Origin of the sequence: Aequorivita sublithincola DSM 14238, from assembly GCF_000265385.1 — a bacterium.
In the GTDB taxonomy this organism is placed as follows: domain Bacteria; phylum Bacteroidota; class Bacteroidia; order Flavobacteriales; family Flavobacteriaceae; genus Aequorivita; species Aequorivita sublithincola.
On sequence record NC_018013.1, the window covers coordinates 2396036 to 2420509 of the forward strand.

The 24474-nt window shown below is 34.5% G+C and carries 25 protein-coding genes; 24 read left to right on the forward strand and 1 reads right to left on the reverse strand.

Annotation, left to right across the window (positions count from 1 at the left end):
* Positions 1-41 precede the first annotated feature (41 nt).
* From AEQSU_RS10980 to AEQSU_RS11080, 22 genes are all read left to right on the forward strand, one after another.
* Positions 42-332, forward strand: coding sequence for a GIY-YIG nuclease family protein (locus AEQSU_RS10980; RefSeq protein WP_014782934.1), 291 nt, complete (start codon positions 42-44; stop codon positions 330-332).
* Positions 333-745: 413 nt separating this feature from the next.
* Complete coding sequence (locus tag AEQSU_RS10985; protein ID WP_042492440.1) at positions 746-2032, forward strand: nucleotide sugar dehydrogenase; 1287 nt, start codon at positions 746-748, stop codon at positions 2030-2032.
* Between the two features lie 220 nt (positions 2033-2252).
* The gene (locus AEQSU_RS10990; RefSeq protein ID WP_014782936.1) at positions 2253-3236 is read left to right on the forward strand and encodes an SDR family oxidoreductase; all 984 of its coding nucleotides are present in this window, start codon (positions 2253-2255) and stop codon (positions 3234-3236) included.
* 420 nt (positions 3237-3656) lie between these two features.
* Positions 3657-4097 (forward strand): hypothetical protein, encoded by a 441-nt coding sequence (locus AEQSU_RS10995; protein WP_014782937.1) that lies wholly within the window; start codon positions 3657-3659, stop codon positions 4095-4097.
* Positions 4098-4106: 9 nt separating this feature from the next.
* Positions 4107-4997, forward strand: a complete 891-nt coding sequence (locus tag AEQSU_RS11000) for a CUB domain-containing protein (protein ID WP_014782938.1) — start codon at positions 4107-4109, stop codon at positions 4995-4997.
* 20 nt (positions 4998-5017) lie between these two features.
* The gene (locus AEQSU_RS11005) at positions 5018-5914 is read left to right on the forward strand and encodes a hypothetical protein (protein ID WP_014782939.1); all 897 of its coding nucleotides are present in this window, start codon (positions 5018-5020) and stop codon (positions 5912-5914) included.
* 225 nt (positions 5915-6139) lie between these two features.
* Positions 6140-6286, forward strand: a complete 147-nt coding sequence (locus AEQSU_RS16635; RefSeq protein ID WP_014782940.1) for a hypothetical protein — start codon at positions 6140-6142, stop codon at positions 6284-6286.
* 589 nt (positions 6287-6875) lie between these two features.
* Positions 6876-7742, forward strand: coding sequence for an ABC transporter permease (locus AEQSU_RS11010; protein ID WP_014782941.1), 867 nt, complete (start codon positions 6876-6878; stop codon positions 7740-7742).
* Positions 7742-9016, forward strand: coding sequence for an ABC transporter ATP-binding protein (locus AEQSU_RS11015; protein ID WP_014782942.1), 1275 nt, complete (start codon positions 7742-7744; stop codon positions 9014-9016). The genes AEQSU_RS11010 and AEQSU_RS11015 overlap by 1 nt, the downstream gene beginning before the upstream one ends.
* Positions 9016-9750: a class I SAM-dependent methyltransferase gene (locus AEQSU_RS11020; RefSeq protein ID WP_014782943.1), complete on the forward strand. Its 735-nt coding sequence runs from the start codon at positions 9016-9018 to the stop codon at positions 9748-9750. The genes AEQSU_RS11015 and AEQSU_RS11020 overlap by 1 nt, the downstream gene beginning before the upstream one ends.
* Positions 9751-9762: 12 nt before the next feature.
* Positions 9763-10524 carry a glycosyltransferase domain-containing protein gene (locus AEQSU_RS11025; protein WP_014782944.1) on the forward strand — a complete coding sequence of 254 codons (762 nt, stop codon included), beginning with the start codon at positions 9763-9765 and terminating at the stop codon, positions 10522-10524.
* A gap of 2 nt (positions 10525-10526) precedes the next feature.
* Positions 10527-11195 carry a class I SAM-dependent methyltransferase gene (locus tag AEQSU_RS11030; protein WP_014782945.1) on the forward strand — a complete coding sequence of 223 codons (669 nt, stop codon included), beginning with the start codon at positions 10527-10529 and terminating at the stop codon, positions 11193-11195.
* Positions 11188-12117 (forward strand): glycosyltransferase family 2 protein, encoded by a 930-nt coding sequence (locus tag AEQSU_RS11035; protein WP_014782946.1) that lies wholly within the window; start codon positions 11188-11190, stop codon positions 12115-12117. The genes AEQSU_RS11030 and AEQSU_RS11035 overlap by 8 nt, the downstream gene beginning before the upstream one ends.
* Positions 12118-12319: 202 nt before the next feature.
* A complete protein-coding gene (locus AEQSU_RS11040) occupies positions 12320-13246 on the forward strand; it encodes a glycosyltransferase family 2 protein (protein ID WP_169313459.1) in 927 nt (308 codons plus the stop codon).
* Between the two features lie 71 nt (positions 13247-13317).
* On the forward strand, positions 13318-13785 hold the full coding sequence (locus tag AEQSU_RS11045) for a hypothetical protein (protein ID WP_014782948.1): 468 nt from the start codon (positions 13318-13320) through the stop codon (positions 13783-13785).
* 3 nt (positions 13786-13788) lie between these two features.
* Positions 13789-14799, forward strand: coding sequence for an acyltransferase family protein (locus AEQSU_RS11050; protein ID WP_014782949.1), 1011 nt, complete (start codon positions 13789-13791; stop codon positions 14797-14799).
* A gap of 11 nt (positions 14800-14810) precedes the next feature.
* Complete coding sequence (locus tag AEQSU_RS11055; protein WP_014782950.1) at positions 14811-15935, forward strand: polysaccharide pyruvyl transferase family protein; 1125 nt, start codon at positions 14811-14813, stop codon at positions 15933-15935.
* A gap of 2 nt (positions 15936-15937) precedes the next feature.
* Positions 15938-17068 (forward strand): glycosyltransferase family 4 protein, encoded by a 1131-nt coding sequence (locus tag AEQSU_RS11060; protein WP_014782951.1) that lies wholly within the window; start codon positions 15938-15940, stop codon positions 17066-17068.
* Between the two features lie 5 nt (positions 17069-17073).
* Positions 17074-18213: a glycosyltransferase gene (locus AEQSU_RS11065; RefSeq protein ID WP_014782952.1), complete on the forward strand. Its 1140-nt coding sequence runs from the start codon at positions 17074-17076 to the stop codon at positions 18211-18213.
* A gap of 2 nt (positions 18214-18215) precedes the next feature.
* The gene (locus tag AEQSU_RS11070; RefSeq protein WP_014782953.1) at positions 18216-19238 is read left to right on the forward strand and encodes a glycosyltransferase family 4 protein; all 1023 of its coding nucleotides are present in this window, start codon (positions 18216-18218) and stop codon (positions 19236-19238) included.
* Positions 19235-20056, forward strand: coding sequence for a glycosyltransferase family protein (locus AEQSU_RS11075; protein WP_014782954.1), 822 nt, complete (start codon positions 19235-19237; stop codon positions 20054-20056). The genes AEQSU_RS11070 and AEQSU_RS11075 overlap by 4 nt, the downstream gene beginning before the upstream one ends.
* 1 nt (position 20057) lies before the next feature.
* The gene (locus AEQSU_RS11080) at positions 20058-21248 is read left to right on the forward strand and encodes a glycosyltransferase family 4 protein (RefSeq protein WP_014782955.1); all 1191 of its coding nucleotides are present in this window, start codon (positions 20058-20060) and stop codon (positions 21246-21248) included.
* Positions 21249-21397: 149 nt separating this feature from the next.
* Here AEQSU_RS11080 and AEQSU_RS11085 read toward each other — a convergent pair whose 3' ends face one another.
* Complete coding sequence (locus AEQSU_RS11085; RefSeq protein WP_014782956.1) at positions 21398-21760, reverse strand: endonuclease domain-containing protein; 363 nt, start codon at positions 21758-21760, stop codon at positions 21398-21400.
* A gap of 270 nt (positions 21761-22030) precedes the next feature.
* On the opposite strand from AEQSU_RS11085, the gene AEQSU_RS11090 reads away from it, so the two are divergent.
* Together AEQSU_RS11090 and AEQSU_RS11095 are read left to right on the forward strand one after the other, a co-directional pair.
* On the forward strand, positions 22031-23419 hold the full coding sequence (locus tag AEQSU_RS11090) for an asparagine synthase-related protein (RefSeq protein WP_014782957.1): 1389 nt from the start codon (positions 22031-22033) through the stop codon (positions 23417-23419).
* A complete protein-coding gene (locus AEQSU_RS11095; RefSeq protein ID WP_014782958.1) occupies positions 23412-24473 on the forward strand; it encodes a glycosyltransferase family 4 protein in 1062 nt (353 codons plus the stop codon). Before AEQSU_RS11090 ends, AEQSU_RS11095 begins: the two co-directional genes overlap by 8 nt.
* The last annotated feature ends 1 nt before the right edge of the window (position 24474 follow it).

Here is a 24474-nt window from a genome sequence, read left to right on the forward strand (position 1 = left end):
CCACTGCAAAACCGTCATTGAGGACATAACAAAGTAAACTTATGAAAGTCCCACATACTTACATAACGACAAACACTTACAACAAGGTTATTTACACTGGAGTTACTTCAGATATTGTTAAACGCGTTAAGCAACACAAAGAAAAATATTACAAAGGGTTCTCAAGTCGCTATAATTGTGACAAACTTGTTTTTTACAGAGAGTTTCCCACGATGCTTGAAGCTATTGCTTTTGAAAAGAAACTAAAAGCTGGCAATAGAAAAAACAAAGAAAAACTTATCAATGAGATGAATCCTGAATGGAAAGATCTGTCGGAGGGTTGGTATGAATAGTCGTCGTTGTGAAGGAGTGATTGCTTCGCTGCGCTCGCAATGACGCATTTGTAATGAAAAAGCCGTCATTGCGAATCCGCCGTAGGCGGATGAAGCAATCTTATGAAGTGGGCTTCCAATTTGCATTTGGAACGCGCGGCATAAGATTGCTTCAGTCGCGTTCATCATTGCGAGGCCGCCGAAGGCGGACGAAGCAATCCGTCGCTCCTTCGCATTGTCGGTGCGTTGAATCAAATGCGTCATTGCGAGCGAATCAAAGCAACTTGATCGCTCCTTCGCAATGACGGAATCAAAAATAATTTTTCCTCGAACTATTCCCAATAAAAACCGTAATTTTGCCGCCACAAAAAATAGATTGGTTTCGGTCAAACAACAGAAATAACAGAAACCAAAAATACCCACAGCATCAAAAAATGAAACAAAATCCAACAATTGCAGTAATCGGTCTTGGTTATGTAGGCTTGCCGCTTGCCGCAGCTTTTGCAGAAAAGTATAAAGTAATTGGTTATGATATCAATTCGAAACGAATATCAGAGCTGCAACAAGGCACAGACAATACGCTAGAGCTTTCTTCCGAAGAACTAAAAAAAGCATTGCAGCAAACCGATAATTCGGGACTTCTTGTTACCGATGATGCTTCAAAATTGGCAGATGCTACTGTTTATATCGTTACTGTGCCAACACCGACCAACAAGTATAACCAACCCGTTTTGATTCCGCTAGAAAAAGCGAGTGAAGCCGTTGGGAAATATTTAAGTGAAGGCGATGTGGTTATTTATGAATCCACAGTATATCCAGGGGTAACGGAAGATATTTGTGTTCCTATTTTAGAAGAAGTCTCAAAATTAACTTTCAACAAAAATTTCTATGCGGGCTATTCCCCAGAGCGAATAAACCCGGGAGATAAGGAGCATACCGTTACCAAAATTCTAAAAGTAACTTCTGGCTCCACGCCCGAAGCTGCAAAATATATAGATGAATTGTATGCTTCAATTATAACCGCAGGCACGCATTTAGCTCCTTCTATAAAAGTTGCTGAGGCAGCGAAAGTAATAGAGAATTCACAGCGCGACATCAATATTGCTTTTGTAAATGAACTCTCAAAAATATTTAGACTTCTAAAAATTGATACCCAAGATGTTTTGGAAGCTGCGGCAACCAAATGGAACTTTTTAAGGTTTACTCCAGGATTGGTTGGTGGACATTGTATAGGCGTAGATCCTTATTATCTAGCTCAAAAAGCACAAGAAGAAGGCTACAACCCAGAGATCATTTTAGCAGGAAGACGTATGAATGACGGTATGGGCAATTATGTAGCTCAGGAAGTTGTAAAGCTGATGATTCAAAAGGAATGTAAGGTGAAAAATGGGCATGTACTGGTCTTGGGAATCACCTTTAAAGAAAACTGTCCTGATATCAGAAATAGTAAAGTGATAGATGTTATTGAAGCTCTTCGCACGTATAACCTCAATATAGATGTTTATGATCCATGGGCAAAAGTTACCGAAGTATCTCATGAGTTTGGACTCCGATTATTAAGTGAAGAGTCTCAACTTAAAAATAATTATGAAGCTATAATCCTAGCAGTAAGCCATAATGAGTTTTTAAAATTTGATATAGAAAAGTATAAAGCGTCTCCTTCTGTTGTGTTTGATGTGAAGGCGTTTTTTGGACGTAATGATATTGATGGACGGCTTTAGTTTTTAGTTTCTGGTTTCTGGTTGGATGAACTGGCAATGACGAAAGTAAAATTAACAAACCGTCATTGCGAAGGAGCAATTGCGTCGCTTCGCTCGCAATGACAGTTTTCGAAGCTGCCTGCCAGTAGGTTAACAAACCTGTCATACTGAGCGCAGTCGAAGTCACGAATTAACGAATCACGAATTAACAAATCACGGATTAACAAATCACCAAATCACAATGCAAAGACCCAAATACCACACCGCAAACCTTTCAAACCACACTTTTCTCGTTACCGGCGGGGCTGGGTTTATTGGCTCTAACCTTGTTGCCTATTTACTGAATAACAACGCCAAAAAAGTACGTGTACTTGATAATTTGGCTACTGGCTTTATGAAAAACCTGGAGCCATTTCAAAACAATCCGAGCTTTGAGTTTTTGGAGGGCGATATTCGTGATGTGGAAATCTGCAAAAAAGCAATGGACGGGATAGATTATGTTTCGCATCAAGCTGCTTTGGGCTCTGTGCCGCGTTCTATTAACGATCCTATTACTAGTAATGATGTAAATGTGGGTGGTTTTTTGAATATGCTTGTCGCTCAAAAGGAAAGTAAAACCGTTAAGCGCTTGGTTTATGCGGCATCCAGTTCTACGTATGGCGATAGCCCAAGCCTTCCCAAAGTAGAAGATACCATTGGGAAACCTTTGTCGCCCTATGCGGTTACTAAGTTGGTTAATGAACTTTATGCCGACGTATTCTACAAAACCTACGGCACACAGACTATTGGCCTGCGTTACTTCAACGTTTTTGGTCCTAACCAAAGTCCCACGGGAGCTTATGCAGCGGTAATCCCGTTGTTTATGCAAGCGCTGAAAGATGAAAAAGCCCCAACGATAAATGGCGATGGCGAACAGACCCGCGATTTTACCTTTGTGCAAAACGCCGTTCAAGCAAATGTGCGCGCTCTTTTTGCTAAAGAGGAAGCTGTAAACCAAGTATTCAATGTAGCTTTTGGCGAAAGGATAAGTTTAAATACACTTTGGAGTGATTTACAAAGTATTTCTGAAAAAGAATTGAAAGCAATCAACGGCCCAGAACGTAAAGGTGATGTTCGCGACTCTTTGGCTAATATTAACAAGGCCAGAACACTTATGGGTTATGATCCTTTGTTCTCTGTGAAGGAAGGTTTAAAATTAACCTGGAAAGATTTCACCAAAGCTTAATCACGACATTCATTGCGAGGCCAATGCAAAACTCTAAATGCCAGACCACTGCGAACCCGTCATTGCAAGGTCACTGCGAAACCGTCATTGCAAGGCCGTAGGCAGAAGCAATCCCATGAAGCTAGTTTCAATCAACCTTAGAACGCCTCTCATGAAATTGCTGCAGTCGCACCCTTCAGCTCCTTCTCTGCATTGACTATTCAGCTCGACATGTAGATTTGAAAGTAAATCAAACCAATTGAGGTGACCAGATACTAAGAAGAATAACTACCTCCAAAAAAACATATTAAAACTAAAAATATATTTTGTACTTTTCGCAGATACAAATAAAACCAAATATTAATTCTAAATTGTGATTGTTAGGAATTTAGTGTGGGACTATTAAATTTCTTAACGTCATAGTTTTCTTATTTTCTTTCTATGAAAAAAGCTTATTTCTCCAAAGTAGGGATACCTACGTTTTTTAGTTTCCTGTTTTTGTTTTCGTTTACATGTTTTGGGCAGGTTGGGATTGGGAATACAGACCCTAAAAGCGCTTTAGATGTAAACGGGGCTTTATCGTTAAGAGAAGGGGTAGCTTTGAACTTAATTAACAATAACAACATAGATATAAATTTAGGAACTCCAATCTATTCTCAATATAGAATTACTGGGCCCACGGCTAATTTTAAAATATTAACCTTTCTTACGCCGAATGGAGTTTCAGCAGCGGATGGACAGTTATTGACTTTAATCAACACTACAAACTTTAAAATGACAATTGTTCATGATCAAGGTTCAAGCCCAGAAGTACAAAGAAGAATTTATTCTCCAGGTGCTACAGATCTGGATTTAGAAGGTCGAAACTCCACAGTTACCTAGCAATATAATTTGAGTTTATCAAGATGGGTAGTTGTTGGTTATGCGCGTTCTGAAGGCTTTGGTAGAAATATTTATAAAGTTACAGGAAACACTGATATAAATACAGATTCATCTAGTTTTAGTTCTATGGCTGATATGAGTTTAACATTCACACCAAAACGTTCTATGGTATATGTAAATTTCAGTGCTTCTGGAACTATGGATAAAGGTGGTAATTCTGATGCCCAAGGATATGCCGCGTTTAGAATGATGAACGGAGCGACCCAAATTGCAGGTACTACAACTATTGCTACTGACCGCAGTTTTTCTGTATCTGGTAGTGGAGGGATTGCTTTTTATGATAGTGGTGGAAAAAGCAGCAATTACTTTGATAATGAAACTATAACATCAACATATAATCCCGTAAATCCCGCAGATAAAGTCTCTGTTAGCTTTTCTTTTTTTAATACTGAGTCTACATTTGATGGATTAATGATTTATAATGGTCCTAATGCTTCTTTCCCTCTTCTTTCTTCAGGATCAAATTATAATTATTATGCCTGCCCGAATGGTGCCTATACTGGAACAGGTCTATATTCTGCGCAGGGTAAAACATTTACCTCTACTGACGCTAGTGGTGCTTTAACATTTGTTTTTACTTCCGATACTAATACTAGGCGTGCAGGATGGGAGGCATCAGTTACTAGTTCTATTGCAGGGCCACCAACTTCAGGTTACAGTCTCGATACGGCTTGGAATACTGGTTTTACCATGTATCCTGTTCAAGTTACACCTGGAGTTGAAACTATAATAAGTATACAGTGGTTACGAGATGGTAATCCTGGTCTTCCCAAAGTTTTAAGAAACAATGTTAATACCAATAGGCAAAGAAGTCATAGAAATTTAACTATTATTGATTAATTATTTTAAGTTTAGAAAGAATGAATATGATTCTTAAATTTATTGGGTATTTTTCATTTTCTGTTAGTTATTCCTTAATGGCTCAAGTGGGTGTAAATACAGATAATCCACAAACCATGCTTGATATTAACGGCAATTTGTCGCTTAATGCTAGCACACTGTCTCTTAATGACGGAAGTAATGCTGTCGTAGGAGGTAATTATACTTTTTTTAATATTTCTGGACCTGTTAACAATTTTGAGATAAATACAATTCAACCACTTACCGATGTGGATGGTCAAATTATTACATTAGTAAATACGACCTCTAACTCAATGATCTTAGTAGATAATGACGGAGCGGGTACGAATAGTATTTACTGTTCAAATGGATCTGATTTGGTTTTAATAGGGATCTACTCAACAGTTACATTACAATATAATAAGACATTGGAACGATGGACTGTATTAAGGCATGTAGATGGAGAAAGGGCAGGGCAAGGAATGATTTATAATAATAGTGGTAAAACGGATATATCTACTAATTCTAACAATTTTTCAGATATGGGCAGTGATATGTCCATTACTTTTATTCCAAGAAGTACGATAGTCTATGTAAATATAAGCATCTCTGGAAGTATGGCGGCTCCTGTCAATGCTGATTCTCAAGGTTATGCTGATTTTATGTTACGAAAAACGGTTGGTATTATTAATACAGATGTAACTGGTTTTACCACAATTGCAACAGATATAGACTATGGAGTATTGTTAACACCTTGGTATGCAAGATTAGCAATGTATCCTGTTACAGTTACTCCAGGAGAATCCACAACATTAAAAATACGTTGGCGTAGAGGTGGTAATAATCCTAATAGATTAGATTGTGCTCCTACAAGTTTACCAAATAACTCGCATAGAAGTATAACAATCTTTGATTAAATAGAAATACCAAATTATTCAAATTTTGTTGAATTATTCTAACCTTTCTGCTGATTAATTATTAGTATATCTATTAAAGAGTATTTAGGTAAAAATTATCGAATTTATTTTCGCTATGGTGTTACATATACTTATTGCTAAAACATTTTTAAAAATGCGATGCATACTTTTCCATTGTTTCAAAATTCCTTTCTTCGTTACCAAGAAAAAACTATTACATAATAAATGAAATTGAAAACCGAAGTCTACCAAAAAGAAAACAATCTTCGCATTGGCAAATTGCTTAAAGAAAGCTTGGCAGTTATTATTCATTTCATCTTACAGCATTATATTCTTCAAAAAGAGGAATTGGGATTAAGTAGTGCAAAATGATTTAAGATATTTTTACTGCTTTGTATATTTGGTATTAAAATCTATTTGAGTTAACATATTTTGATATTTTAAAATAATACTATTACCTGTCCTTATAGGGGTTATAGCTGTTAAAGAAAATGTAGATTTCGAAGAATTTTGACACACTTTTTTAGCAGAGTGCAACTAAGTGCCACCATGGTGCAAGTATCATGGGAGTATCGTTGGAGTGGCATGATATGTTGACCTGTCCTTAAATAACTATTCAAGTTAAAGAATAAATCCTGATATTGTTATACAAATATAACTGATAATACTATAAGAACTATACATCTGTTTTTTCATAGTTAAGATACTTATTATAGTTCTTCCATCTTTTTTTCAAATTCCCTAACTGCAAATGCCCTTGATTATGCCGCAAAACTTGAATCGATACTCAACTTCAATTTAAAACCAAACAATACCAAACCTAAAATTCCATAAACAGAATTGTTATTTTGCTATTGCATTTCCAAAGCATAAATAACAATGAAATTCAAAATTAGTAATCTATAAGATAGTATCAAACATCGAAAACCTTATCTTAGCCACCTCATAAAAATCAAAATACGTGGCCCTCAACGACAACGACACTTGGCTCTATGAAATATCCTCTAAAAGAAAAGCCTTCGACCTTAACTTAAAAGAAGTATGGCGCTACCGCGACCTCTTGATACTCTTTGTGAAAAGAGATATTACCACTGTCTATAAACAGACTATTTTAGGACCTTTGTGGTACTTTATTCAACCACTATTTACATCGGTTATCTTTACATTGGTGTTCAATAATCTTGGTGCTATTAGTACCGGTAAGATACCTCCGTTTCTCTTCAACCTAGCGGGAATTACTGCGTGGAATTATTTTACAGCTTGTTTTACGGGTACCTCCAATACTTTTAGGAGTAATGCCGGATTATTTGGAAAAGTGTATTTCCCAAGGGTTATTATGCCTATGTCCATTACCATTTCCAACTTGATGAAGTTTGGTATTCAGTTATTGATATTTATTATTTTCTATTTTTATTATTTATTACAGGGTTTTGAGTTAAGTCCGAATTTACATTTATTGCTATTCCCTGTTTATATTGTAATGATGGCGTTATTAGGCTTGGGCTTGGGAATGACCATAAGCTCTATGACCACAAAGTATCGCGACTTGAATGTATTGGTAGGTTTTGCAGTTTCGTTGCTTATGTATGTTTCTGCCGTGCCCTATCCGCTATCGGAAGCTCGGAAAAAACTACCAAGCTATGCTGCGGATATAGTAGCGTATAATCCATTGACGCAAATAATTGAAGGTTTTAGATATATGTTATTGAGCACAGGCAGTTTTAGTTGGACAGGATTTTTCTATGTTCTTATTGTTAGTCTGGTTTTGTTTTTGGTAGGTTTGGTTATTTTTAATAGAACGGAAAAAACTTTTATAGATACTGTATAATGGGAATAATTCTAAAAGCCGAAAACATAAGCAAACAATACCGCCTAGGCACAGTAGGCACGGGAACCATTAAGCATGATTTCAATCGTTTTTGGCATAGAATACGTGGCAAGGAAAACCCATATTTGAAAATAGGGGGGATAAACGATAGGAGCAGTAAAGCGACGGAAGAATATGTTTGGGCATTGCGCGATATAAATTTTGAAGTGCAGGAAGGCGAGGTTTTAGGAATTATTGGAAAAAACGGTGCAGGGAAATCTACACTTTTAAAAATTCTTTCTCGTGTAACCAGTCCTACCACAGGTGTTATAAAAACAAGAGGACGTATAGCTTCATTACTTGAAGTAGGTACAGGTTTTCACTCTGAACTCACAGGCAGGGAAAATATTTATCTCAATGGCGCTATTCTAGGAATGACCAAAACTGAAATAGCTTCCAAGATTGACGAGATAATTGAATTTTCAGGCTGCGAACTATATATAGACACTCCCGTAAAACGTTATAGTAGCGGAATGACTGTGCGTCTTGCCTTTGCAGTGGCAGCACATTTGGAACCTGATATTTTGGTGGTGGACGAAGTGCTTGCTGTTGGTGATGCGGAGTTTCAGAAAAAGGCGATTGGGAAGATGAAGGATATTAGTAGAGAAGGGGGTCGGACTGTTTTGTTTGTTAGTCATAACATGGCAGCGGTGAAGAGTTTGTGTACTAGGGCGATTGTTTTGGAGCATGGGAAGACGATTTTTGAAGGTGATACGAATGAAGCTGTTGATTTTTATCTGAACACGAATTTAAATACTGTAAACAAAAAGCTTCTTGATCGAAATGATAGAAAAGGAGCAGGAAATTTTATAATTGAAGAAATAAAAAAAATAAATTCTTCTGGAAAGACAAGTGAGATTTTTTTAAGTGGAGATAGTTTAACTTTTCATATTAAAATTGGGAATAGACTTAAAATTCCAATAAAGGATCTAAGAATGGATTTTGGTCTCAATGATTCGAATGATTTACGGGTCTCATGGTTTAGTACATCTTTGTTTGAAAAACAATATAATTTTGAAGATTCGGAAAGAATCAAGATTATAATGGAAATTCCTAATATTCCTTTGTATGCCGGATTTTATACTCTGACCTCCAATCTCATTGTAAATGGCAATAACGAGGATTGGCTTCCACATGCAGTTAGCTTTGAAATTGAAAATGGTGACTTTTATAGAACTGGAAAGATGATGATTTCGCAGCAAGGAAATTTTTTAATTAATCATAAGTTTAAATAATGAAAATAACCTCATACATAAAGAAATTCATTAAAAATAGTAATGAGAGTTTTCTGGAATTAAAGAATAACTCTAAAAAGTCAGATGATATTTATTCAATGGCTATTTTACAGCCCTTATTAACGGACTTACCTTATTTGCCTTTTAATGGGGGAGCATTGAGACCATTTGGAATGGCATACGTTTTAAACGAGATTATAATAAATCAGCGACGGTTAATTTTGGAGTTTGGCTCAGGTTTGTCCACTATATTAATGGCTCGATTGATAAAGAAGAATAACTTACAAACTCAGATTTTTACTTTTGAACATAACAAAAAGTGGGCCTCGATTATTGAAACTTATTTAGAAAGAGAAAATTTGTCAAGAATTGTTCAAGTTATTAATACTGATTTAAAGAAAGTGGATACGTCTTTAGGCGCCGTTAAATGGTACGATCCATCTGTGTTTGAAAAAACCCTTGCCAACTATAAATTTGATCTAGTCTTGATAGATGGACCTCCGGCCAATTTAAAGGAATTGGAATATTCGAGACTTCCAGGGTTAACTAATATAGAAAATAATTTAGCTCCAGATTTTTGTATAATTCTAGATGATATAAATCGTAAAGGAGAACAAGAAGTTGCTAAGAATTATCATGCTTTAAATCAGGAGCTGACATTTACAACGGTAAGTCAAACTATCGGAGTATTTAGAACCAAAAATGATTTTAATCCAATTCCAATTCATTATTAAATATTCTCTCAGTTGAAAATAGCGATATACACGAGTATTTTTGGAGATAAGGATGAAATACGATCGCCACTGAATTATAGGAAATCAGCTTATATAGACTATTATCTTATTACAGACAATCGGGAATCTATTCCTCTTGATTATAATATTATTTATAAAGAACCTATTTTTGATGATATAACCAAAAATGCAAGATATTACAAAATAAACGGACTGGAGATATTTAAAAACTATGATTATGTCATTTGGCATGATGCCAACTTACAAATTGTAGATAACGAAATAATGAATATTTTAGATTATGTATGGAATAAGGGTATTGCTTTCTTTCAACATCCAGAACGAAATTGTACCTACGATGAGGCAATAAAATGCATTGAATTAGAAAAGGATTATCCTTTTAAAATATTTAGACAAATTTATTTTTATTTCAAGTTGGGATTGAAAAATGACACGGGACTATATGCCACAGGACTATTTGTGAAAAACAATAAACTTGCAGATTCAAGCTTTTTATATTTTTGGTGGAATGAGATAAAATCGAATTCTCGAAGAGATCAACTTTCTCTTCCTTATGCTTTAAAGAAATATAATATTAGACCAGGAGTAATAGAAGGTGATATTCGTAATAATAAGTATTCGTTTTTCCATCAACATAAGCACCGGGAATATAGGTTTTTATCGACAGGAAAATCGAAACTCGTTTTTGAGCCTTCAAAGTTCTTAACAATAAAACTTATTCAATTATTTAAAAGATTGAATAAACTGGATTAATTATGAGTGACAATATCGAATATAACAAGTCTTACATAGGTTTACGTCAGGACTTACTAAAATATATTGAGGGGAAATCCAATATTGTTTTGGACGTGGGTTGCGCGTTAGGAATAAATGGTAAGTTTTTACTCGATAGTAATATAGCGGATCAAGTTTATGGAATTGAATATGATTTTGGCATGGCAAGGCAAGCTGAAAAATTCAATACTAAAGTGTTTTGTGGTGATTTAAATGATGCCAGTTTTATTGAATCCATTTTAAATTCAAATAATTCTTTCGACTACATAATATTTGGAGATATTTTAGAACATCTTTTTGATCCATTAAAAGTACTTGCAGAATTGAAATCAATGTTAAAACCACATGGAACTATTATTATTTCAGTACCAAATATCGGGCATATCGAATTATTTATTCAAATTTTTATTAAAGGAACTTGGCCTAAAAACGAGAGAGGTATTTTTGATAAGACCCATTTAAGATGGTTCACCCGCAAAGATGTGTTTAGTTTGGCTGGATCCGCCAATTTAGAAGTGATAAAATATGAACGTAAGTTTAGAGCCAGAGATGCTATAGGTTCTCGATTTACGTGGAAAACTAAATTGTTAAAATTAATTAATAAAGATCTTGTCACTTTTCAGCACATTATAGTTTGTAAACATGCCTAATTTAACATATATTATAATCGTCACCTACAACGGCATCCCTTGGATAAAACGATGTTTAGATAGTTGTAATGAGTATAATGTTATAGTAATTGATAACGCTTCCCATGACGAAACTACTACCTTTATAGAAACCAACTACCCAGATGTAATACAACTAAAACAAGATAAAAATTTGGGTTTTGGCCAAGCCAACAATCTGGGTATAATCCACGCTCTAAACAACGGTGCGGAATACGTGTTTTTATTAAACCAAGATGCCTATCTGCAGAAAAACACTTTAAAAATTCTTATTGAGACCAATCAAAATAACCCAAAGTTTGGAATTCTAAGCCCTATACATTTGAATGGAGAAGGAAAAAGACTAGATAAAAATTTCTCTAACTATGTTGCTTATAGAAACAATCCCGATTTTTACTCAGATTTTATACTGGAAAAATCATTAAGTAATGTTTATGAAGTGCCTTTTGTTAATGCCGCAGGATGGTTATTAACCCGTGGAATATTGGAATCCGTAGGGGGCTTTGATCCGATTTTCTTTCATTATGGAGAGGATGATAACTATTGTCAACGTGCAATTTATCATGGTTTTAAAATTGGGGTGGTACCTACTGCCTTTATGCTCCATGATAGGGAAGATAGATTAGTTACTCACATAGAACATGGGTCATCGCAATATTTGGATAAGTTAGAAAAATCGGTTAAAATTAAATTTGGAAATATCAATTTGGAGAATGATGCCGAGTTGGATGCCTTAATTGTAAAAAGAACCAAAAGTAAAAACAGGGCTTATATCAAACTCGAGTTCACTAAGGTTACATTTCTGAAAAAGGAAATAGCACTTTTGAAAAGTTTAAAGAACCAAATTTATAGTAGTAAGAAGCAAGGTAAAATTTCGGGTACGAATTATTTGAGTGATTTCTAGTAGTTCTGGAGAGTTTGTCTTATTGTTGCTCTAAAAATATATTCGTGATGATGCTTTTAAAGAGATGCAACAATTAATCTTTTCTGATTTTCGTGCACCATTTCGGTTTCAGCCACTTCAAGCCTTTAATTAACAAATCTCCAAATATGATTCTTCTTTCTAATCTCTTTTTCATTATTTTTGAAAATAAATGATTTATCCTGTGACAGCTGAAAAACCACTGGTTTCAATAATCATCCCAACCTACAACCGCGCCCATTTAATTGGGGAGACGCTGGATTCTGTTTTGGCACAAACTTACCAGAATTGGGAGTGTATTGTGGTGGATGATTGGAGTACGGATAATACAGATGATGTGCTGGCAGGGTATATGGCCAAGGATGCTAGATTTCAATATCATCATAGACCAAAAGGTAGATTGCAGGGAGGGAATGCTGCGCGTAATTATGGATTTGAGTTGAGCAAGGGAGACTATATAGCATTCTTAGATTCTGATGATCTTTTTCATAAAATGGCTTTAAGTATAAAAATAGGTTTGATTTCTGTTTATAAAAGTGATGTTGTTATTTCACAACATACGATTCTATTAACGGAGTTGCGAATAGATGAAAAGAGATCACCAATTATTATTGAGAATTCCACTTTTGATATAGGTTTTATTTTATCGAGAAATACAATAATTACTTCCGACCCTTTAATTAATAGACAGTTATTGGAAACCGTCAGGTTTGATGAACACTTAAAAAGATTTCAGGATCACGAGTTTTTTATCCGCTTATTTCGACAAAATTTGAATTTGTGTCTTATTCAAGATAAATTATATTTTCATAGACCAAACAATAATAGTATATCTGCACAGACAATTGCTGCGGATAAAGTAATGATAGATGCACAAGTGGCGATACATAAACAAATGACTTTGTTTTATCAGAATGAACGTCTTGTTATAATGGAGTATCGAAGAAAGGCACGTAAAATGTACAAAGGTCTCGTCAAAAATGGTCATATTAGAAGAGTTCTAGAAAATTTTAAATTTTTTAAAAATAACTTTAACCATACCTACATTGTATTTACTTTATTTTTTTTAGCAAATATTATTTTTAAAAGAGGTTTTGATAGAATGAAATAACATAAGTTAGAATTTGAAATTTTGACATAATTCTGACACTTTTTTTTAATATTTTATCAATATAATGTTAAATGAAAAGAGAACAAATATCCCTTTTCCATCCCTTTACGGCCAAAACAATTGGCCTAGGCGAATTAGATCTTTTCTTTTCGTGCAGCACGTCCCATAAAAAAGCATTGTTAAAATTGCAAGAAAACGGCCAAGATTCCCACCAAGAATATTACTTAGACAAATGGCTTTGGAAAGATGGTAAAATGTTGGAACTTAAAAATAGAGAACCAATAAACGAGGTTATGTATTTGCATTTTATAAACTGGAAACGGACGATGACGTTTAGTGAGGTAAAATATAAGGACAATCCACAGCAGTTTTATATAAGCTACAGTGGAATGCACTACGAACCACATTCTAATTTTGCCCAAATAGTGAATGGAGTTAAGAATGTTTATAGTGGATATTACGTAATATTAAAAAGAAAGGCCATTCTTAAAAGAGTGAAAATATTAAATAAAAAGATTAAAAATTTGTTTAAAGTATAACTCGTGTTTGGAACATTAAGAACTTTATTGGCTATTAACGTAGTATTGCTTCATATTTTTAGCATCCCAACTTTAGGGAATTATTCAGTTTCCTTCTTTTTTCTGCTTTCTGGTTTTTTAATGACCTTGATAATTCACGAAACTTATGGATATTCGTTTATAGGGTTTAGGGTTTTTTGGCTGAATAGGATTTTACGCCTTTATCCTATTTATCTAAGTATTTTGTTTATCACTATTGTATTAGTTTTTATTTTTCCGGAAATAGTATTAAGACATTCTTCCATTAAAATCCCAGATACAATAATTGAATGGTTCGCAAACTTAACCATGATTTTTCCAAATGTTGTGCCCCATAGATTCAACCCAAGATTGGTTCCAACCGCTTGGGCTCTAACCAATGAATTGTTGTTTTATTTATTGATTTCATTTGGGATTTCAAAAACATTAAAAAGAACATTAATATGGTTGGTTTTAAGTATTGCGTATTATATTGGCACTTATATTTTTTATGACATCGCTACTTATAGATACAGTGCTGTATTTGCTTCGTCCTTGCCTTTTGCAATGGGAGCTGTATTATACTGGATTGTAAAATTTAATCCAATAAAAAAAGTTCCCCTTGCAAGCATATTACTAGTGTATTTAATATTTATTCTTAATGCGCATTTCAAATACACATATACAGACCTTTTAAAAGAAATTTCCATCTATATCAACATGCTTGTAGCTTTTATTTTGATTTACTTATTATACCATATTAAAATTTCAAATAAGTGGAAAAAATGGGATCAATATATTGGTATGTATAGTTATCCTATTTATTTATCTCATTATTTGGTGGCAATATTATATGTGGCTTTTATTAACTTCGGGGTACATAAAAATAACTTTAAGATGCATTATGTTGCATTACCATTTTATGGACTCTTTTTATTTATTTTTTGCTTTTTAATAGTTCGTTACATTGATATTAACGTTAACAAATTAAAAACAAAGGTTAAAAAAACCTTATAATAAAATTTATTTTGAACAATTCAGAATACTATATTTCACAAATTAAAGCTGAGATTAAATATTTTCCAAAAACCATCAGCTATTTCTTTTCAAAAAAGAAAAGGGCTATATATATTGGGTGTATCGGGCAGGGAAATCTAGGAGATGAAGCGGTTTATTTGGCTATTCAAAAGCTTTTACAAGAAAAGGTTTACATTTATCCAATTTCCTATACAAAACCAAGTTCAGGTAGATATTTAAGGAATTGGTTATTTAAAAAACCAGACTTGATAATATTGGGAGGGGGGACAATAATTAAAAAGAAAAAGACAGAAAGTTATTTAAGATTGTTTTATGAGTATCATAATAGATTTCCTGATGCTAAATTAGCTGTATATGGGGCTGGAGTAGCTGATCCAGCTCTCGCTGCTGAAATCGGCTTTCCAACAGATGTTTCTAATTGGAGTATTATCTTGAATAAATGCTGTTTTATTGGCGTGCGCGGGAAACTGTCACAATCCATTTTGCAAAACGATTGGAATATTACTTCTGAAATTAATATTTTGCAAGATCCGGCATTGTATTTTAAGAGAAAAAAATTAATATCAAAAAGAAACGAGAAAAGAATAGGTATAAATTTTTGCAACATAATTGGACGTATCTATGGTTTGGATCAAACTGCTGTTGAATTATTTGCGTTAGAATTAGTAAATAAACTTATTGAAGAAGGATGGAATATATTTTTATACCCCACAACACAGAGCGACATGCCTTATATGCAAAAAATTCTTGGACCAAAACTATTATCAAAATTAGAAGTTTATAATGATTTTGAGAATATTGACAAGTCACTTTCATTTTTAGAAAGTTTGGATGTATTTATTGGTCAACGGTTGCATTCTATAATCTTTTCTGCTGTATCTTATACGCCTTTTCATGCAATAGAATACGAATCTAAAACATCAGATTTTTTAGGTAGTTTAGGTATGATGAATGTCTCTACTCGAACTGACAAACTGGACGTTAATGAAGTTATGCTTAAAGTCAATTTCTTATATGGAGATTTGGAAAATAAACAAATGGAACTATTTGAATTAGTGCGAATTGCATACGAAGAACAAATATCAATTTCTAAAAAATTATTGAATAAATTATAGTTTTGAAATCAATCTCACTACTTCATCCCTTCTCCGCCAAAGCAATTGGTCTAAGTGAAAGAGATATTTTCTTTTCGCATAGCAAACCCCATGAAAAGGCATTGCTAAAGTTGCAAAAGGAAGGGTATGAAGTCTCTATAGATTATTTTACAGGCAGTCTTCTTCCTTTTACCAAAAAAATCGGAGATATAAAAAAACGCTTTTGGCCTATAACCAAACCTCTTATAAAAAAAAGACACGGGTGGAGGAAACAACATTCTCTTTTTCATTATTGGAATTCTTTTTTTAACGCTCCAGATTTAACCATCATCAATATGTCTGGCCACGGGAGTCTGTATTGTTTTAAACTTGCAAAAATGTTGTTGAAAAAACAGAAATCCTATATCACTATGATTGGAGGAATTCATGTTTCTGAGGATTTGAGTGGGAAAGAATACTATGAAAATGCTCATCACATTATTGTACATACAGAAGTTCAAAAAAAACAATTGCTGCAAAAAGAGATTTTTAAAAACCTGAATATTCAGGTAATGCCTTTGGGGATTGATACCGCTGTTTTTACGCCCAAGAAGAAAACTTCAAACACGCTTGAACTACTCTTTGTAGGCCGTATTTCGCGATTGAAACAAATAGAGCTTTGCCTTAAAACCTTAGCCTTTCTTATTAAAAACCAAGACAAAGAGGTTTCGCTAACTATTGTTGGTCCTATAAGTGATGAAATTTATTTCGGAGAACTTAAAGCATTGGCAGAACATTTAAAAATAACAGAAAGGATAAAATTTGTAGGATCTATAGAGCAAAAGGAGCTAGTGCCCTATTATCAAAATGCAAATCTTCTATTGTTACCAAGTGCCCATGAATCTTTTGGGATGGTAATGGTAGAAGCGATGGCTTGCGGTACTCCTGTTGCAGCATTATTGGGTTCTGGCGGTCCTGATGAAATTATCGAAAATAGCTTAAATGGAATATTAGTTTCTAAAGAAAATTATGCAGAGAATATTTTGAATTATTTTAAGGATAAGGAAATTGAAGTTCGATTAAGTAAAAATGCAAGAGAAATGGCAGTTCAAAAATGGAGTCTTTCCCAAACAGAAAATGCTCTGCGTAATTCCGTGAACCAAGTTTTTCGTTAATTTGTATGATGAAGCAAATCTGCACTGTCATCATACATACCCCCCAGGAACTCAATCATTCCTCTTACATTCATACAGGCCTTTATGAATTGGAACAGAGGGGGCTTATAGCAGTTAAAGTAAAACTATCCATCAAGAAAAACTTAGGTGTGTTAACAGTTCGTGAAAATGGTGAAATATCAAAATCAATTGGATCCCACCCTAAAACTTCTTTCTATACTTTGGTAGATAATACTACAAATAAAAAAATAAGTTTTGCCACAGATCTATATGATTTTGCGGAGTATTTTTCAGAAGAAGCATTAGAAAATTGCAACTTTTATTTTAAAAGAAATTTTGAAAGTAGGTTTGTAAATCCAATACAATTGAAGACTAAAGCAAAAATCTGCAAGCTGGGTATCACATTTGGTGTTCATTCGGAATATAAACACGACGACTTCAAGTTTTTTTCAGCTCTTTTTTTGGCTAACCTTAGGCTAAATATTAAATGGGATCGAAATTTTTTAAAGCGAATTATTAAGACATTAAAGGCTCAAAAAAGACATTGGGAGTTTATAAATACTTCCAGAAACATAAACCGATTTGAAGATTATAGAAAAGCTATAGTTAACAACATAATGTTCCAAACCCGATGTTTTCTTCACGAAAATGATTTAGATGTAAAGCAAATCCATCAACAGCGTTATCATCTTATAAAACTATTGCAACAAAACTTTCCAGATACATTTCTGGGCGGTTTTGTGCCCTCCAAAATTGCGAATGAAAATTACGGCGATGCCCTAACCAATGTTCCCACCGCCCCTGAGGAATATTTGGATGCCCTGAAAAAGGCAAAAATAGTGATCTATACGCGCGGTTTGGCAAATTCTCCCGCTTGGAAGATGGCGGAGTATCTTTCTCAGGGAAAGGTAATTATAGCAGAACCACTTACCGCTGAACTGCCCTTTTCCCTGATAGAAGGAAAGGAACTGTTGTATTTTAAAAGCGATGCAGAGCTTATTGAAAAAATAAAATTGATTATAGAAGACGAAGCGCTTGCTGCTGCACTTTCAACAAATGCGCGCGCCTATTTTGAAACACATATACATCCTGTTCAAAATACAAAACGTATCTTGGAGCTTATGCTACAAAGACCCTTAGATTAATTATGAATATCTTTTTAATCCATCATCGTTCAAAACACCACGCAGCTAACTCTGGTTACGGCAGATTGGTGGATTATTTGGAAGCCAAAGTGGTATATGGCACTACCAAGTTTCCGTTTCGAATTGCTAAAGTTTTGGCGGGATTTCATTCCCAGAATTTAGGAAATTATAATGTTGGGAGTGTATTAAAGGCAATTGAACTTTATAAACTACTCATAAAACATAAAGCAGAAACAAATGTTGTCCACTTTTTAAATGGTGAACGCGATATTCGGCATTTGGGTTTTTTTAAAAGCAACTTTCCAAACACAAAATTCTGCGCCACTTTTCATAAACCCCCAGAAATATTAAAAAAAACGATTACGGATGTTTCAGCATTGCGAAAACTGGATGCCGCAATAGCTGTTGGTGCAAATCAAGTGGGTTTTTTAAAAGAATGGTTGCAATTGGATAATGTGGTCTATATTCCTCACGGAATTGATACGCTATTCTTTGTGCCAGATACTTCAATTAAAAAAAAGAACACACTGCTATTTGTGGGGCAGCACCTTCGTGATTTTCATACGTTTAACAAAACCGTTCCAAAACTCGCCGCAGAAATAACCGACTTGCAGATTAATGTAGTTGTTCACCCTGCATATAGTAGCAAGATTGAGCCACGTAGTTATATAAATATTTTATCAGAAGTAAATGACGAGCAGCTACGAACACTATATCAACAAGCTAATCTTTTGTATTTGCCTATGCTGGAAAGTACGGCCTGCAATTCTCTTTTGGAAGCAATGGCTTGCGGGCTTCCTGTTATAACGAGCGATGTTGGGGGCAATGCGGAGTATTTTAAAAACACTTCCAATGTTTTGGTTGAAAGTGGAAATATCGATGGCTTTATTGATGAAACAGTAGGTTTATTGCAGGATGAATCTCGCTTGATTAAAATGGGTAAATTATTAAGAGAAAGAGCAATTGTAATGGATTGGATAAAAGTTGCTTCTGAAGTAACTAATTTTTATAAAATGATTATATGAAAAAAGGTTTTTTGTATGTTGCCAATCGACAAAAATTTGTTGATGAGGCTTTAATTTCGTCTCGATCTCTAAGGAGATTTAATAGGGAACCAATTTGTTTGGTTTGCACGAGTGATTTAGTCAGTCCACAAGTTAAAGCTCATTTTGACGAGGTGATCGTTTTTGATGAAATGGAAAAGCATACATATCTTTCAAAAGTTATTGGCTTACAAAACACACCTTTCGATAATACTATTTTTTTAGATTCAGATACGTTTATTACCGATACAATTTCAGAATTGTTTAAGATTTTGGAATTAGTTGATTTTGCAACGACACTTGAACAAAAATTACATACAACAAACATTTCAAATTTACAGTATAAAGAAATTTTTCCTGAGTTTAATAGTGGCGTTATAGTATTTCGAAATAATGAGACAATGAAAAAGGTATTAAAAGATTGGTTTCAGTTTTGTTTAGATAACAAAATGGGTAATGATATGCCAGGGTTACGCGAATCCGTTTTAATAAATTTTGATACTGTTCGATTTTCAATTTTACCAAATCGTTATAATGAACATGGTTTTTCTACAATGCTTATCTTAGATCAAAAGGTTAAAATTATACACGAACGTCTAGGTTATAAAAGAGGTGTTACGACCCCTCATTTTATGGATATGGAATCCATGGATAGATTCGCAAAAAAAATAAATAAAGTAAAATATAAAAGACTCTATATTCCAAAAATCGGGATTATATCTTATAGATGGAGTCCAACAAACTTACTTTTATTTATGAAAAAGAAACTAGGTTATAAACGAGTGTCAAAAAATAGATAATTTGTCTTTAAAAATAATAATCTTCGACGGTAGCTTTAAAACCACGCCATTTATCAATCGTTTGGTAAAAGGCCTAGCAGGAAACCATCAAGTTTATATTCTTGGTTTTAATGAAAAGTTATCGCAACCCATAGCTAGAGTAAATTATGTTTCCTTGGGAAGCAATCAAAACAAGTTGAATTTTGCATTGACCACTTTGAGCACAATTTTGAAATCTAACAAATTCAATTTATTTTTTCCTTCACTTAAAAAATTATTACAAGGCGAGCGCCAAGAATTACAGCAACAAAATTTAGACTTGGTACTTAAAAACATTTCACCAGACGTTATTCATTTACAGTGGCCGTCTGTAATTCCTTGGTTTGAAGAAATCCTGCTGGAACAAAAAATTCCAGTAATATTGAGCCAGCGCGGTTTTCATAACAACGTCCGTCCTTTTGTGGATGATGGGAATTTTGAATATCTAAAGAAATGGTATCCTAAAATAGCTGGGTTTCATTCCGTTTCTAAAGCTATTGCAGTCAAGGGTGACAAGATTTTGAGTTCCCCAAAAAAAGTAGATAGCGTGGTTTATACAGGATTGTCTTTTGATGAAATATCTTTTTCTAAAACCTACAAGATTTCAGATCAATTGAAAATGCTTTCAATAGGTAGGACTCATTGGAAAAAAGGATATGATTATGCCTTGCGTTCTTGTAAATTATTGAAAGAAAGGAATATTGCTTTTAGTTACACCATTATTGGTGGAGCAGGTGATGAGGAGTTGCAATTTTTGATTGATGATCTTGGGTTGCAGGATTGTGTGTTTCTTCAAAAACGCATACCACAGAAAGAAGTTTTTAAGCTAATGCTAGAGACTTCTTTGCTTTTGATGCCAAGTTTGGAAGAAGGGATTCCGAATGTAGTGGTGGAGGCTATGGCTATTGGTCTGCCTGTAATAAGTTCTGATTGTGGAGGTGTTCCTGAATTGATAGAACAGGGAGTAACTGGGTGGATGGTGCCTACTAGAGATGCTGAAGCTATGGCAAACGCAATTATAAATTTTCAGGAATTACCATTAGAAAATATTGAAAGGGTTAGAGTTGAGGCTCGAAGGAAGGTTGAGCGGCAGCATGATGAGAGGCTTATGATTGTTGGGATGGAGGAGTTGTATTATAAAACCCTCCGTCCGCTAGCGGACACCATCCTTTGAAGGAAAGGGAGGAGCCTTTTTTAGCTAAAATCTAGATTTTAACTGAATTATTTTTAAGGTATCCAGCTAAAGCTCCCCTCTTTCCTTCAAAGAGGGGTGTCCCGCTTAGGCGGGACGGGGAGTTTTTTGAACCCCTCATACATCAAATTTCATTTCTTAAAACTCCCTTTAATCTCCGCCAGTACAGAAGGCAATAAATCAAAAACCATTTTGTTTTCAAATCGTATCACTGTGAATCCCAACTCATTTAGTCGTGCAGTTCTAGCTGCGTCATATTCCTGCGCTTCAGGATTGAAATGCACTTGGCCATCCAGTTCAATAATCAACTTTTCTGAAGCACAGTAAAAATCCACAATAAAATTCTCGATGCTGTGCTGGCGAGTGAAGCGTATTCCTTCAAACTGTCGTGCTTTTAATTTGGACCAAAGAAAAGCTTCCGCCGGAGTCATTTTTTCTCTTAATTCCTTACGGAATTGTTTGAGGTATTTTAAGGTGTGGATTTGTTTTTTCATGGTTGGTTACTTATGAAAATGGTTGTTTAAATTTAATGAAATTTGGGATAGGGTGCAAGAAACCCTCTGTCCGCAGGCGGACATCTCCCTTTTTGAAAGGGAGAAGCTTTTGTTTCTTGCTAAAATCAAGATTTTAACGGGATTATATTAATGGTACTAAACAAAAGCTCCCCTCTTGAAAAGAAGAGGGGTGGCAGCTATGCTGACGGGGAGTTTTTTGAACCCCCAGTAAAATTATTTAATTACATTTACGCATCATAAAAAACCTCAATGCCCACAATCAAAACCTCAATAATTCCAACCCATCAACAATTCACAAAGGTCAACGCCCCACACGAACTGGACAGAAAGGCAATCTGCATTTTTGCGGCCACAGGTTTTTTTTTAGAGACTGACACCTATTGGAAAGATAAAAAAGTACTGCCCGCTGCTTCTGAAAATATTATTGATGAAAACGGTTTTTTAGTAGAAAGTAAACCTTGGTTTCAATGGCATTACAGTCCGCGAGATATAAGCTTTGAGACTGCATTGGAGGAATTCACCGCTCTATTTGATCAAATAACATCAGAACAACTTAAAGATTCAAAAGTAATTCTTCCGCTTTCGGGTGGATTGGATAGTCGTACGCAAGCTGTTGTTTTGGCAAAAATGAAAAACCCCGTTATAGCTTATAGTTATTCATTTAAGGGAGGTTTTTCAGAAAGTGGAATCGGTAAGAAAATCGCAAAGGTCTGTGGTTTCGATTTTAAGGAATTTACAATTGACTCTGGGTATCTATGGCCGAAACTGGAGGAGCTTGCAACTATAAATAACTGCTATTCAGATTTTACCCATCCTCGCCAAATGGCGGTGCTGGAAGAATTTAAAAAGATGGAAGGTGTATTTTCGCTGGGGCATTGGGGAGATGTACTTTTTGATAGAGGTGCTCCCGAAGGAGCAAGGGAAGAAGATCTTTTAGAAATTATTATGAAGAAAGTTGTGAAGAAGGGCGGAATGGAGCTCGCCATAGCCCTTTGGCAAGAATGGGATCTTAATGGCGATTTTGAAAGTTACTTACGTGATAGAATAACTGAATTGCTTAATAAGATAACGATTGAGAATCCAAGTGCCAAACTACGCGCCTTTAAAAGCTTGTATTGGGCACCTCGGTGGACGTCGGTAAACCTTTCAGTTTTTGAGGAAGCACACCCAGTCACGTTACCATATTACGACGATAGAATGTGTGCGTTTATTAGTACAGTTCCCGAGGAATATTTAGCGGATAGAAAGCTTCAAATAGCCTATATAAAACAACAAAACCCAGATTTGGCAAAAATAACTTGGCAGGAACATAAACCGTTCAATCTTTACACTTTTGAAAATAACAAATCGCCAAACAATTTGCCTTACAGAATAGGAAATAAGTTGAAAAGGGAAGTAAAGAATAAAATGGGCAAACCTTATATTCAACGGAACTGGGAATTGCAATTTTTAGGAATGGAGAATGATGAAAAATTGCAGGAACATTTGTTTGGAGAAAACATTCATCCTTTTATTTCCAAACCTTTACTAGCAAAATTTTATAACAACTTTAAAACAGTGGATGCTATAAAATATTCGCATCCCTTGAGTATGTTGCTTACTTTGGCGGTGTGGGATAAAAGCAGAAAAAATGCGTAAGCAAATAAAAATTTTATATACTATACCAAATTTTAAAACAGCAGGCAGTCAATATGTGTTGCTTTCCTTATTTAGAAATATTGATAGAACTGTTTTTGATCCCTATATCTGTATAGAGAAATTTCCCGAGACAATACCGAAGGATATTCCAGAAAAAAGACGTCTTCTTTTTAAATGGAAAGGAAGCAAGTTTCAAGATGTTTTAGGCTTTAGAAGATTTTTGAAAGAAAACGAAATCGATATTGTACATTCTTGGGACTATAAATCGAACTATTTGGAAGTCTTGTCTTGTAGGCTCGCTAATGTGAAATATTTGTACACAAAAAAGAACAATGCTTGGTCAAAGCGATGGCAATTGAAAAGTTGGTTGGCAAATTATATTGCATATGACAATCCTGAAATGAAAGATCGTTTTTTTAAAAGCTTACTTTTTCGAAATAAGATTTCTTTTATTCCCCATGGAGTTGATACAAATATTTTTAAACCATTGGGAAAAGTATCCCATCAAAACTTCAATATTGGTTGTATTGGAAATATTGGGGCAAATAAAAATCAACTATTTGTCATTAATGCATTAAAGGGACTTCCAGAAAATATGGAACTGCATTTATATGGGGATGAAGAAGCAAAGTACAGAGAACTTCTAGATGCTTATTTAAAAGATAATGATTTGGCAAATCGTGTGAACTTTCACGGTTTTATTGAAAACAAAAATATTCCGAGTATCTTTCAGAGCTTAGATTTATTTATTCTTCCTTCAATTCAAGAAGGATTACCTGTGTCTATTCTGGAGGCGATGGCCTGTGGTGTTCCTGTTCTCAGTTCAGACTCTGGAGGTGGGGCAAAATATTTGTTAGATGCTAAGAATATTTTCGATTTAAATCGTCCTGCTGAATTAATTCAAAAAATTATGAAAATCTATAAGTTGCAGGAAAGGGAGAGAGCTGTTTTGATAGAAAAAGGTATCCAAAACATAGCTAAGAAACATACTTTGCAGATGGAAGTAGATAATTATGAAAGACTATATAAAACTATAATTTCTATAAACAGTTAAG

Bases quoted from the DNA above. Each gene is read 5' to 3' on its own strand.
- AEQSU_RS11095 (WP_014782958.1), top strand. From the start codon at position 23,412: ATGCGTAAGCAAATAAAAATTTTATATACTATACCAAATTTTAAAACA.
- AEQSU_RS11070 (WP_014782953.1), top strand. From the start codon at position 18,216: ATGAATATCTTTTTAATCCATCATCGTTCAAAACACCACGCAGCTAAC.
- AEQSU_RS11045 (WP_014782948.1), top strand. From the start codon at position 13,318: ATGAAAAGAGAACAAATATCCCTTTTCCATCCCTTTACGGCCAAAACA.
- AEQSU_RS11030 (WP_014782945.1), top strand. From the start codon at position 10,527: ATGAGTGACAATATCGAATATAACAAGTCTTACATAGGTTTACGTCAG.
- AEQSU_RS11075 (WP_014782954.1), top strand. From the start codon at position 19,235: ATGAAAAAAGGTTTTTTGTATGTTGCCAATCGACAAAAATTTGTTGAT.
- AEQSU_RS10980 (WP_014782934.1), top strand. From the start codon at position 42: ATGAAAGTCCCACATACTTACATAACGACAAACACTTACAACAAGGTT.
- AEQSU_RS10990 (WP_014782936.1), top strand. From the start codon at position 2,253: ATGCAAAGACCCAAATACCACACCGCAAACCTTTCAAACCACACTTTT.
- AEQSU_RS10985 (WP_042492440.1), top strand. From the start codon at position 746: ATGAAACAAAATCCAACAATTGCAGTAATCGGTCTTGGTTATGTAGGC.
- AEQSU_RS11015 (WP_014782942.1), top strand. From the start codon at position 7,742: ATGGGAATAATTCTAAAAGCCGAAAACATAAGCAAACAATACCGCCTA.
- AEQSU_RS10995 (WP_014782937.1), top strand. From the start codon at position 3,657: ATGAAAAAAGCTTATTTCTCCAAAGTAGGGATACCTACGTTTTTTAGT.
- AEQSU_RS11035 (WP_014782946.1), top strand. From the start codon at position 11,188: ATGCCTAATTTAACATATATTATAATCGTCACCTACAACGGCATCCCT.
- AEQSU_RS11085 (WP_014782956.1), bottom strand. From the start codon at position 21,760: ATGAAAAAACAAATCCACACCTTAAAATACCTCAAACAATTCCGTAAG.
- AEQSU_RS11090 (WP_014782957.1), top strand. From the start codon at position 22,031: ATGCCCACAATCAAAACCTCAATAATTCCAACCCATCAACAATTCACA.
- AEQSU_RS16635 (WP_014782940.1), top strand. From the start codon at position 6,140: ATGAAATTGAAAACCGAAGTCTACCAAAAAGAAAACAATCTTCGCATT.
- AEQSU_RS11020 (WP_014782943.1), top strand. From the start codon at position 9,016: ATGAAAATAACCTCATACATAAAGAAATTCATTAAAAATAGTAATGAG.
- AEQSU_RS11005 (WP_014782939.1), top strand. From the start codon at position 5,018: ATGAATATGATTCTTAAATTTATTGGGTATTTTTCATTTTCTGTTAGT.
- AEQSU_RS11065 (WP_014782952.1), top strand. From the start codon at position 17,074: ATGATGAAGCAAATCTGCACTGTCATCATACATACCCCCCAGGAACTC.